This is a genomic window from Nonlabens tegetincola, from assembly GCF_002117085.1.
GTDB lineage: Bacteria > Bacteroidota > Bacteroidia > Flavobacteriales > Flavobacteriaceae > Nonlabens > Nonlabens tegetincola.
Window position 1 is genome coordinate 988,732 of the sequence record NZ_CP019342.1, and the last position, 11,884, is coordinate 1,000,615.

Consider the following 11,884-nt stretch of genomic DNA (forward strand, 5'->3'; position numbering starts at 1 on the left):
GTAATATTGTGAACGGAAAAAGACTTGAAATTATGAAATTGAAATCTCTTTGGGTGATTGTTATTATGATTATTATGAGTTCTTGTGGTAACACTAGTAAGCAAGAAGATAATAAGTTAACTACTTTTTATTTTATTAGGCACGCTGAAAAAGTCAAGGATCAAGGTAATGATCCAGAACTTACACCGAGCGGTATTTCAAGAGCAAATCAATGGGTGAACTATTTCTTTTTAAAAGATGTTGATAGAATATTATCCAGTGATTTTAAGAGAACTAGACAGACTGCAGCACCACTAGCTAAATCAAAGAAACTACCCATAGAAATTTATGATGTAAGATCTTTGAATGGTGATAGCTTATTAAATAAATACAAAGGAGAGACTGTTGTGTTATATGGCCATAGCAACACTATAAATTCGTATACCAATGACTTACAATCAGATAGTATTTATAAGGAATTAGACGAGAAAGATTACGATCATTTTTTAAAGTACAAATCGATAATAACGGTAAATCGAGGGCACAAAAGCTAGCCATGGATTTTATTGAATAACTTATGGAGCAACCTAATAATCCCTTACATGGTGTTAAACTAGCAGATATTCTAGAAAAACTAGTAAATCATTATGGCTGGTACGAGCTAGGTGGTTTAATACGCATTAATTGCTTTAATACAAACCCGTCGATTAAATCTAGTTTGAAGTTCTTAAGGCGCACACCATGGGCTCGTGAAAAGGTGGAGCAACTCTATTTAGATACTTTTCACTAGAATTGATTAAATGTTTAATGTGTATTAAACGTATGGATTAAAAAGATCACAAAGGCGCTTATTATAGCTGCTATTATTATAAAAAATAGAATACCTTTAATAAGGATATAATTGTTCTGACTTCTTATTCTAGAAGCTATTTCATTAAGGTCTTTTTTATCAATTGGTTTAGTTGCTATTTTAGCGTTCAGCTTTGATTTAGTCTTGCCTAAAGGTGAATTATCAAATCTTGATTTTCTCTCACGTTTGTTATTTTTTAAAGACAGCTGCATTGCAGAAAAGGAACTATGTTTCATAACGTGAGTTTTGTTATATGTAGCTTTTAAGCTTTAATTGTTACTTTGATAGGTATAAAAAAACCTCAGAATAAAATCCTGAGGTTTGAGTTTTTTATTGAAGTACAGTTTAAAACTGATAGCGAATACCTAACGCAACATCAAAATCATTTCCATCCCTAAAATCACCAAAATAAAATTCTGGTCTTACATCTAATGAAAGTATAAGAGGAATATCAAAGTTATATTCAATTCCTACCTGTCCACCTACAAATAATGAGGTTTCACTATCGTCAAAGCGATCACGTCCTGGAAAATCATCATCAAGATCTATAAATGCAATTCCTGCACCTGGTCCTGCGTACCAATTAAAACCGCCATCAATATTCCAAACCCAGTGGTAAATACCACTAGCCTTGAATCCATCAAAATTGTTTCCTGATTCAATACCCAAATCAATTTCTAAACGGTTGTTTCCTCCTAAGTAACGTTGATAGGATATTTCAGTACCAAAACCATCGCCATCACCAGCTCTAATTCCTATAGCATTGTTTGAGATTTCTTGTGCACAAATTAGACCACTTACTAGTAATCCAAAAAATAAAAATATTCTTTTCATGTTTATTGTTTTAACAAAAATCTTATTAAATCAATTTATTTATGGATATAAAAAGTTAATATTCTTAAATGTATTGTTAACCTTCAAACTCTATATCATCACCGCCATCGTTGTTGAAGTTATTACGATCACGTCTTTTTTGTTCATTAAATCTGTAAACAAAGGTGACAATAAATTGACGCTCACGCCATTGGAATTCACTTTCTGAAATAAAATTTGGAGTAGTAACAGTTCCTTGTCTACGACGACTGTTTAATAAATCACTTACGCTAGCTGTAATAGAGGCTCTTTCATCCCAAATGTCTGTACTTGCAGCAAGGTTTATAGTTACAATACCATCGTTAGTTCCTTGAGCATTTTCACTTGCTCCACGATAGTTAATTCTATTTTGAAGGTCTATTTTTCCAGGTAATGTGAATTTTTGATTCAATCTGGCAAAATATGTGGTGTTATTAAAATCAAAACTTTGTCCGTTGAAATCTCCATCTGTCTCAACATTGAATACATTAAAATCAGAATTAATGGTCCACCATTTAAATGGTCTGTACGTTAGAGTGAGTTCGTATCCTAATCGATCTTGAGTAGAAAGGTTTACAGGAGTTCTTCTAATTATAGGATCTCCATTGTCTGTAAGCTCTCCAGTTTCTTCTTGAATAAATTCCCAATTGTCTTCACTACGATTAAAATAGACAGCTGTACTCAATGTAACTTTATTCCATTTTCTTAGGTAGGTAAGTTCTAAACTATTTGCAAAACTAGGATCAAGATCTACATTACCTTGGAAGATATTTGACTCGCTACTACGACTAGGAAATGGGTTTAAAAATCTTCCTCTAGGTCGTCTTACTCTTCGGTTATATCCCAAAGTTATATTCTCACCATCTCTAAACTCGTAACCTAAGTTTAAAGTAGGGAATAGGCTTCCGTAATTTTTTTCTGAAGTTACATTAGTTGTTTCTTGAAAAATATCAACATCTGTTATTTCATATCGCAACCCAGCTAGTAATGAAAATTTAGTCCATTTATGCCCGTATTGTGAGTAAAAGGCATTAACTAATTCCTCATATTGGAATGTATTATTTAAACCTGGATCTGGCACTAAGGGAGAATCTGGCGTAGTAAAGTCTAGTCTTTCAGCAAAAAATAAAGAAGTCGTAATATCCCTATAGTTTCCTCTATAACCAGCCTCAAAATTGGTGTTTTCACCAATTGGAAGCTCATAATCTATTTGTAATAAAGCGTTTTGTTCTTTTGTTTCTTGATCTTGAAATTCAACATCATTAATCGTACTTGTAGTAGTTTCTTGTTCTATAATGTTAGCGATTTCCTCTTCAATTTCGCCACCGTATTGAAAACTTATAGAAAGCTTTTGACCATCCTCATCAAGATCATTTAAATAATCTAGTGTGAACTGATAATCATCCTCATTTTCACCTTCCATTTCTCGTCGCAGTGTAGCCTCATTCAAATTTCTATTAATATCAAATCTATCTATGGTATTAGTAGTTACATCGTCATCATTACCATAGCGATAAACAAAGTTTGCAACAATATTACTGTTGTCATTTATATCATATCGAGCTCCTAAACTGGTAAAGAAATTACGTCCTAGTCTATCGAAATCTCTACGTTCATCCACAAACCTGTTGGCAGCATCAGGAGAAAAGAATTCTGTACTAGAGCTAGCATTTCCTGGAGTTGTTCTATAGCGCCATCCGGTATTTGTGAAAAAGTTCCAGTCGCCAGTGCGATAATTTCCATTAAAAGAAACTCCTAATCGTTCTGGAACACCTGATTCTAATTGTAAATTTCCATTGAAACCTTCCAATGATTTTTTTCTTAAGATAATGTTTAAAATACCAGCGGTACCTTCTGCATCGTATCTAGCACTAGGCGAGGTGATTACCTCAATTTTTTCGATAGCCTCTGCTGGAATTTGTCTTAATGCTTCGGCGCCATTTAAACCGACTAGAGCACTAGGCCTACCATCTATAAAAATGGTTACGTTTTCATTACCACGTAAAGCGACATTTCCTTCTACGTCTACACTTACACTAGGTACATTATCTAATACATCACTAGCAGAACCTCCTCTTACAGTAAGGTCACTACCTATATTATAAATCTTTTTGTCTAGTCGTATGTCTACGGTTGTTTTTTCGGCAATTACCACTGCAGCATCCAATTGTGCCACATCTACCACCATTTCCATGGTGCCAAAATCTTTGTCATTTTTAATGACAACATTTTGCTTCTCTATCGTTTTGAAGGTAATGTAATCCCATTTTACGGTATAGGTACCTGGACTTACTTTAAATTCATAGTTACCATCTAGATCTGTAACACCACCTTGAGCAGGAACATTTGGATCATTGCTTATGAAAGATATGGTAGCAAATTCCAATGGAGCTTTAGTGTTAAGGTCGACAAGAGTTCCTTTTATAGTATATTTTACTTCTTGTTTTTGAGCAATCGCAAATGATCCTATCAAGATCATTAATAACGTTAAGGTCTTTTTCATTTTTAGGTTTACAACTTTTGTGCAATGTATATCACGATAAGTTGACTAAAGCCTAAACTTAGGTTAAAGGAATATCAAATTATTTATAATTCGTCACTAGGTTTCTCCTGACCTTGGCTCATTAGAAAAGCTTTTAAAAAAGCATCAATATCACCATTAAGTACTGCATCGGTATTTCCTGTTTCTTCATTAGTTCGTACATCCTTTACCAGTTTATAAGGATGTAAAACATAATTACGTATTTGAGAACCCCATTCAATTTTCATTTTACCAGCTTCAATTTCATCTCTGGCAGCATTACGTTTTTGTAATTCAATTTCAAAAAGCTGTGATTTCAGCATTTGCATGGCTTTTTCTCGATTTTCTAACTGTGAACGAGTTTCAGAATTGTGAATAACAATTCCAGTAGGATGGTGAGTTAGAATGGCTTTGGTTTCTACCTTGTTTACATTTTGACCACCGGCACCGCTACTTCTTGCAAAATCCCAAGAAATATCAGCAGGATTAATATCTATTTCGATAGAGTCATCAGCCAGTGGATATACATAAACTGATACAAATGAAGTATGTCGTTTTGCATTACTATCAAAAGGAGATATGCGTACTAATCTATGAACGCCATTTTCTCCTTTTAACCATCCAAAGCTATAATCACCATCAATTTCAAGAGTAACTGTTTTTACACCAGCAACATCACCAGCTTGAAAATTTAACTCCTTAACCTTGAAACCATGTTTTTCTGCCCACATCATATACATGCGCATGAGCATCTCTGCCCAATCACAAGATTCTGTTCCACCAGCACCAGCAGTTATTTGAAGTACTGCACTCATGTCATCACCTTCATTGGATAACATATTTTTAAACTCAAGATTTTCAACTAATGAGGTTGCTTCATCAAACTTTTGTTGAACATCTTGTTCGGTTGCATCGTCCTCCTTAAAAAATTCATACAATACTTCCAGATCTTCTACTAGTGTAACCGCTCGTTTATAATCTGTGGTCCATTGTTTTTTATTACGTAACTGTTTCATAATAACTTCAGCCTCTTTCGGATTGTTCCAAAAGTCTGGAGAAAAGGTTTTCTCTTCAAGATTTGTGATCTCGATTTGCTTTGCTTCAATTTGTAAGTAGGATTTTAGATCTTTTACACGATTCTCAAGATCTTTAATCTGTTCTGTAGTTACCATAAAAATTTATTGGACTCGCAAAAATAAAATTTTAAATATTAAGGGTACTATTATCCACAATATATAAATGATAGTGTTTTTAGTATTCGCTTTCGCGAAAGCGTAATCCCACTTAGTATCTTTACATTTTTAATGTAATAAATAGAACATGATAGATTTACGTAGTGATACCGTTACCAAACCTACAAAAGGAATGCTAGAAGCTATGATGAATGCCGATGTAGGTGATGATGTATACAAAGAAGACCCTACGGCAATAAAATTAGAAAACCGCATTGCCGAAATGTTTGGTATGGACGAGGCATTGTATTTTCCTACTGGTAGTATGGCAAACCAAGCTGCAATCAAATTACACACGCAACCTGGCGAGCAGCTTATATGCGATAAGTATGCACATGTTTATCATTATGAAGGTGGTGGCGTTTCCTTTAATAGTGGAGTAAGTTGTAAGTTATTGGATGGTGATAGAGGAAAGATCACCGCTTCACAAGTAGAAGCAGCAATTAATCCTCCTGATTTTTATCATAGTCCTCTTACGACCTTAGTAACTCTTGAAAATACAACTAATAAAGGCGGTGGTGCTTGTTATGATTTAAATAACATTAAAGAAATTAAAGAAGTTTGCAATAAACATGGGTTAGGTCTTCATCTTGATGGGGCAAGATTGTGGAATGCTCTAGTTGCTACTGGTCAAGACCCTAAAGAATATGGCCAATTATTTGATACTATATCTGTTTGTTTAAGTAAAGGATTGGGCGCACCTATGGGCACGGTACTTTGTGGTAAATCTTCATTGATGAAAAATGCAATGCGAGTGCGCAAGGTGTTAGGCGGTGGTATGAGACAAATAGGTTATATGTGTGCTGCTGGATTATATGCTGTTGAAAATCATATCGATCGATTAAAAGAAGATCATCATAAAGCGCAAGAGCTTAAAGATGTCTTACAAAAAATGTCATTTGTTAAAAAAGTTGAGCCTGTAGAAACTAATATCATCATTTTTGAAGTAAAAGATCAAAATGAATTTATGACATTTTGTAATGCAAAAAAAATGATAATTAGTAACATGGGTGAAGGTAAAATGAGATTTGTTACTCATTATGACTACGATTCTTTACAACATCGTGAAGTAATTAACAATTTGATTGAATTTAATTCAATTAGTTAATCTTAAATATCGTGTATTTCACCGATAATTTTTGTCTTTTAACTAATGTAAAGTTTTTTTATTCTTAAATTTATGTTATAATAACCTGTAAATGGGACTTTTGTATCTCATTATTTAATTATCAAATTTCAATCAAAATGAAAAAATTATTACTATCAGTAGTAGCAATGGCGGCCGTAACAGCAGTTACCGCTCAGGATCTTCCTACAAATCCAGAGCCAGGTAAGTGTTATGTACGTTGTACCACGCCAGATGTTTACGAAAACGAAGAAGTTAGTATCCAGTCGACTCCTGCTTATAAGAAGTTACGAGTTGTTCCTGCTACTTATGAAACTGTTACAGAACGTGTTCTTGTAAAAGAAGCTTCAAAAAAATTACGTGTGATACCTGCAACTTATAAAACTGAGACTAGATCTTATGTTAAGAAGCAAGCAGGTTCTACCATCTCAATTGTTCCAGCTAGTTTTGGAAAGTCAACAGAGACTATCGAGATCAAACCTGCATATGCACAGTGGGAAATGAGTTCAGTACCACCAGCAGAATGTACATCTTCTAATCCAGATGATTGTCGTTACTGGTGTTATAAAGGTTACCCAGCAGAATACCAAACTGTATCTGTAACTACTCTTACAAACGACGCTTCTTTTAATAGAACAGCTGTACCAGAGCAAATGGGAACTTATACTGTACGTGTGGTTGATCAACCAGCTAGAGTAGAGGAAATTGAAATTCCTGCAGAATATGCAAATATCACAAAGACAATCCTTAAGTCTGATGCTTCTACAACTGAAGAAACAGTACCATCTACTTCTAAAACAATTACAAGAGAAGTATTAAAGCAAAAAGGTGGTCTTACTGTATGGAGTGAGGTTGACTGTAAGCTTGTAGAGTATAATGGTCTTCAAATCAACTGGAGATTAGGAAGTGCTACATTAACTGATGCTGATAAAGCTGAAATCGATGCTAAATTGCTTTCTACTCTTAACAATACTCCAGGATCAAAAGTAGAGATCGCTTCTCACACTGACTCTAGAGGTTCTAAAACTTCTAACCAGGCTTTATCTGAAAGACGTGCACAAGCAGTTGCTAATTACCTTATCTCAAAAGGTATCAACGCTTCTCGTATTGTAGCAAATGGATATGGTGAGTCAAGATTAAAGAACAGATGTGCAGATGGTGTATCTTGTACTGAGCGTGAGCACAGAGCAAACCGTCGTACTGAATTCCGTTTAATCAATAACTAAGATTAAACCTTAATACATTAAAAAGCCTGACTTTGTAGTCAGGCTTTTTTTATTTTAATAAAAATTTTAAAGGGATTTCCATTCTTCTTTTCCAATTTACAGAATCCTCTATGAAGTTTTTATATTCAATCGAAAGGAGATTATCACCAGAATATCCTTTTTGCTTAAACTCCTTAAGGACTCTAGTATGATTGCTTTTGTAATGGCTATCGGTCTTTAATGAATTGTGATCAAAATAGAACTTGCTTGATGATGGGCTAGGAATAGATTTTGGTAATGTTTCAACAAACGCGTCTCCTAAAATCGGAACATTCCAATAGGGTTCAAAGCAAGCAGCATTGCCAAAAATATCAGGATGCTTAATTGCTGCATACAAACTGAGTAAAGCGCCCATTTCATTTCCCATGATGACAGAGTCCTCTTTATTAGATGAAACTTGAAAATTCTTGATAATAAAAGGGCTTAACTCGTTTACTAAAAAATCTAAATATTCATCACTGTATAATTCATTATATCCTGTTTGTTTTTTTAATTCTGCTTTCGCGAAAGCGGAATTTAGAAGAGACTTAGGTTGCTCAGGCATATATTCATTAAATCTTTTGTTACCAGAACTCCAAATTGCCACTACGATAGTTGGTGAGATGGAATTAGTAGCTTGTAGAGATCTAATTTGATTTCTAAAATTTAGGGATTTATTAAATGAAATAGTATCATTTTGAAAAAGGTGTTCACCATCTTGGATATACAACACTTTATACAAAGTTTCTTTTTTAGGATACTGAGCTGGAAGTAATATTTCAATTCTCCTATCAGAAACGAATTTGGAATTAAATTTGGGAATGGTTACTAGTGTATCGCTGCTTGTTCTGATATTCTCATAATGAGGTGTTAGTTGCTTACTTTCATAGGTATTTGATGGTGAAGGATTATTAACGCAACTTATAAGAAGTACAAGAAGGGAACCACTAATAATGGCCGTGCTCCTGAATTGCATATTGAAGTAATTCACCTTTACCATGGAGATCTAATTTTTGCATCATATTTTTACGATGTTTAATGATCGTACTTACAGCAGTACCTCTGAAGTCGGCAATTTCTTGGTTGGTTTTACCTTGTGCTACCAGCTTAAGAATTTCCTTTTCACTACGAGATAACAACTGTTTACGTGAGGAGAATAACTTCAAATCCTTGATATTGAATTTAAGTTCGTTATCATAGTAATTTTTACCATCTGCTATTGTAAAAATTGCTTTTTTTAACTCGGTAAGTGGACTGCTTTTAAGCATGTAGCCGTCAACTCCAGCGTCAATCATATCTCTAACTGCACCTTCATTTTCAAACATACTTAGGGCGAGAACTTTTGTTCTTGGGTATTCTTTTTTAATTCGTTGACACAGTTCAACACCATTCATTTCTGGCATGCTTATGTCTGTTAGAATTACTTCAGGCCTCATGCGTTCAAGTTTTAAAAGCATTTCCTTGCCACTAGGAACTGTGAACATTACCTTGATGTCGTTATCTTGTTCTAAAAATAATTTGAGACCATCGCTTAGGGAAACATGATCTTCTGCAATTGCAATATGAATCATTATTTAAGGGGTATTTCTATCATTATAGTACTACCTTTTCCTGGTGCACTGTCAACTTCAAACGAACCATTCATGTTCTCAATTTTACGAGCTATGCTGTGTAGACCTATTCCATCTGTTTTATAATTAGGGTCGTAATTAAACCCTATTCCATCGTCTTCAATGATAAGATCTAATTTATCTTGATAGCTTGTTATATTTATTGAGGCATTATTAGCCTTTGCGTGCTTAATAATATTATTTAGTAATTCTTGAATAATTCTAAACAGGTTCAATTCCTTAGAATTAGATATAGGAGTAGATAGTTCATTACTCACTACTTCGACATTGGTTTGTCCTGCTTGATTAATTTTGTCGCAAAGATCTTCTAACGTATCTACCAGTCCAGATTCACCTAAAACACGACTATTTTGGGTATGGGAAATCGTTCTTACCTTAGAGTAGGTTTCACCTATGATATTCAAGGCATTGGTAAGTAAGGTTTGCGCGCTTTCTTCTTTAACGTTTGATTGAACCGATTCAATATACATTTTTACTGTGGTGAGTGAGCTCCCTAAATCATCGTGTAAATCTGATGCTATTTTTTTGCGCTCTTGTTCTTGACCAGCAATCATGGCGTCAATACTCGCAAGTTCTTGATCTTTACGTAATTTTTCCGCCTTCTCTTTTTCAGCAAGTTCTCTTGCTTCTAATACTTTCTTTTGTTTATAAGCATAAAGTATAAAAAATCCAGCTCCTGCTATTATGATTCCTAAAACTATAGAAAGTACATAAAGACTATTTTCAGCTTTTAATTTACCTGCTTTTAGTAAAGCATTTTCCTTTTCCTTTTCTGCTGTTGCGTATTTGGTTTGTAAATCTGCAATGGTACCTGCTTGACTTTCTTCTCCAACAGAGTCTTTTAAAATTAAATAACTTTGATAGTATTCAGCAGCTTCTTTATATTTCTTATTAGCATATAAAATATCAGCTTTGTTTCTTTTAATAAGAGCGTCCATTCCTACATTTTTGTAGTTTTTTAAATAAAGTTCAGAAATATTGATGGACTTAAGTGCTTCAGCGTTTCTTTCAAGTTCAAGTTGAACTTTTGCCATATTATTATACCGTTCAAGCATTGCGAATGAATCCTTAGCTTTCTCGTAGTATTCTATATTCTTTTTAAAGTAAAAAAGAGTTGAGTCAAAATCATTATTGTAATAATGAATGGTACCTATAATATTTTCAATATTAATTTTCTCTCTTTCTAATTTCGCTTTTACCGCTATACTTTTCATTTGATAACTTAATTGAAGAGCATCAATAAAGTCTTCTTTTACAATGCTTTTATAGCATTGATTGTAAATACAATCTATAATTAATTTAGGTTGATTTAATTCGTAGGCAATCTTACAGTTTTCTTCGTCAAGAGCTTCAGCACTAGTACTAAATTCTGAAACCGTATTGGCAACTTTTTGAAGGTAATGATTTACAGTATAGATATTTCTTAAGGAAACATTTTCCTTATATTCTTTTGCTTTTAATAACGCTTTATAAGATTCAACAAATTTATCCTCTTGAAAAAACACCATTCCTTTGATTAAAAGAAATTTTACCTTGGAAGAATCATTTAATTTCTCAAAGTCTCTTAACTTCAATTGTTGCTCAACATTTACAGCTTTTCCTTGATCTATATAGCTTATTATACTATCTAATGGGATTTCTTGAGAATAAGTCCAAAACGAAATTGTAAGGAATAAAATTGAAGTAATAAAATTGCGCATTTGATGGATAGTTGTATTACAAATATACAAGTTATTAAGCAGCTATTTTTTACAGTAAAATTATCAAGAAGATAGATTTACAAGTCTTATTTAAGACCGTATTTTATTAATAGGAGTAACACAAAAAATCCTATAAACCCTATCAATACCCAAAATACACCACGATAATTTTTTTGTGTAGTTTTTTATCCTTCCTGTACATAATACTTATTATAATCACAAATGCAATAAAAAAAAGAAGTGCAAAAATTAATTGTCCGGTAGAGAACATAGGATCTTTTTGTAATAATATTGGGTACATCTGAAGTATTTTTTCAAATTTACAATCCTAAAAACTAATAAATGAAAAACAATTAGAAAGCGTATATAAATTTCATGATTCATTTGGACTAGGAATCAAAAATTCACCAATCGCCGATATTTCTAGCAGGAGAATTAAACTAAGGTATGAACTTATGAAAGAAGAAAATGAAGAGTACCTTGAAGCGGCTCAAAATAATGACGTAGTTGAAGTAGCAGATGCACTAGGAGATATGTTGTACATACTTTGTGGAACTATTATAGAACACGGTATGCAAGATATAATCACTAATGTCTTTGATGAAATCCAAAGTTCTAATATGTCAAAACTGGGTGCTGATGGAAAACCTATTTATAGAGAAGATGGTAAAGTATTAAAAGGACCTAATTATTTCAAACCAAATATTAAACAGTTTTTAAAGTAGAATAAAAAAAGCGCCTTATAAATA

The 11,884-nt window shown here is 33.3% G+C and carries 12 protein-coding genes; 5 read left to right on the forward strand and 7 right to left on the reverse strand.

All coding sequences use genetic code 11. From position 1 onward, the window contains the following. Nucleotides 1-32 precede the first annotated feature (32 nt). Together BST91_RS04740 and BST91_RS04745 are read left to right on the forward strand one after the other, a co-directional pair. Nucleotides 33-533, forward strand: a complete 501-nt coding sequence (locus BST91_RS04740; protein WP_085774650.1) for a SixA phosphatase family protein — start codon at nucleotides 33-35, stop codon at nucleotides 531-533. A gap of 23 nt (nucleotides 534-556) precedes the next feature. Continuing rightward, complete coding sequence (locus BST91_RS04745) at nucleotides 557-769, forward strand: VF530 family protein (protein WP_042278719.1); 213 nt, start codon at nucleotides 557-559, stop codon at nucleotides 767-769. Between the two features lie 14 nt (nucleotides 770-783). Here BST91_RS04745 and BST91_RS04750 read toward each other — a convergent pair whose 3' ends face one another. The 4 genes from BST91_RS04750 to prfB all read right to left on the reverse strand — a co-directional run bounded on the left by BST91_RS04750 (nucleotide 784) and on the right by prfB (nucleotide 5,374). Continuing rightward, entirely contained in the window at nucleotides 784-1,065 is a 282-nt protein-coding gene (locus BST91_RS04750) for a hypothetical protein (RefSeq protein ID WP_157546893.1), read from the reverse strand. Nucleotides 1,066-1,174: 109 nt separating this feature from the next. After that, nucleotides 1,175-1,663 carry a hypothetical protein gene (locus tag BST91_RS04755; RefSeq protein WP_085774652.1) on the reverse strand — a complete coding sequence of 163 codons (489 nt, stop codon included), beginning with the start codon at nucleotides 1,661-1,663 and terminating at the stop codon, nucleotides 1,175-1,177. A 76-nt stretch (nucleotides 1,664-1,739) separates the two neighbouring features. Next, the gene (locus tag BST91_RS04760) at nucleotides 1,740-4,184 is read right to left on the reverse strand and encodes an outer membrane beta-barrel family protein (protein ID WP_085774653.1); all 2,445 of its coding nucleotides are present in this window, start codon (nucleotides 4,182-4,184) and stop codon (nucleotides 1,740-1,742) included. Between the two features lie 83 nt (nucleotides 4,185-4,267). After that, nucleotides 4,268-5,374: a peptide chain release factor 2 gene (gene prfB, locus BST91_RS04765; RefSeq protein ID WP_085774654.1), complete on the reverse strand. Its 1,107-nt coding sequence runs from the start codon at nucleotides 5,372-5,374 to the stop codon at nucleotides 4,268-4,270. A 148-nt stretch (nucleotides 5,375-5,522) separates the two neighbouring features. On the opposite strand from prfB, the gene BST91_RS04770 reads away from it, so the two are divergent. Both BST91_RS04770 and BST91_RS04775 read left to right on the forward strand, forming a co-directional pair. After that, complete coding sequence (locus BST91_RS04770) at nucleotides 5,523-6,542, forward strand: threonine aldolase family protein (protein WP_085774655.1); 1,020 nt, start codon at nucleotides 5,523-5,525, stop codon at nucleotides 6,540-6,542. Between the two features lie 137 nt (nucleotides 6,543-6,679). Further along, nucleotides 6,680-7,786 carry an OmpA family protein gene (locus BST91_RS04775; protein ID WP_042278724.1) on the forward strand — a complete coding sequence of 369 codons (1,107 nt, stop codon included), beginning with the start codon at nucleotides 6,680-6,682 and terminating at the stop codon, nucleotides 7,784-7,786. A 49-nt stretch (nucleotides 7,787-7,835) separates the two neighbouring features. Here the strand turns inward: BST91_RS04775 and BST91_RS04780 are convergent, their stop codons facing one another. From BST91_RS04780 to BST91_RS04790, 3 genes are read right to left on the reverse strand one after another with little or no spacing between them, the layout of a single operon-like run. Next, a complete protein-coding gene (locus tag BST91_RS04780) occupies nucleotides 7,836-8,780 on the reverse strand; it encodes an alpha/beta hydrolase (RefSeq protein WP_169709758.1) in 945 nt (314 codons plus the stop codon). Beyond that, nucleotides 8,752-9,375: a response regulator transcription factor gene (locus tag BST91_RS04785; protein WP_085774657.1), complete on the reverse strand. Its 624-nt coding sequence runs from the start codon at nucleotides 9,373-9,375 to the stop codon at nucleotides 8,752-8,754. The genes BST91_RS04780 and BST91_RS04785 overlap by 29 nt, the downstream gene beginning before the upstream one ends. Further along, nucleotides 9,375-11,135: an ATP-binding protein gene (locus BST91_RS04790; protein WP_085774658.1), complete on the reverse strand. Its 1,761-nt coding sequence runs from the start codon at nucleotides 11,133-11,135 to the stop codon at nucleotides 9,375-9,377. The genes BST91_RS04785 and BST91_RS04790 overlap by 1 nt, the downstream gene beginning before the upstream one ends. 338 nt (nucleotides 11,136-11,473) lie before the next feature. Here BST91_RS04790 and BST91_RS04800 point away from each other — a divergent pair, with 338 nt between their 5' ends. Continuing rightward, on the forward strand, nucleotides 11,474-11,860 hold the full coding sequence (locus BST91_RS04800; protein WP_085774659.1) for a pyrophosphohydrolase domain-containing protein: 387 nt from the start codon (nucleotides 11,474-11,476) through the stop codon (nucleotides 11,858-11,860). The last annotated feature ends 24 nt before the right edge of the window (nucleotides 11,861-11,884 follow it).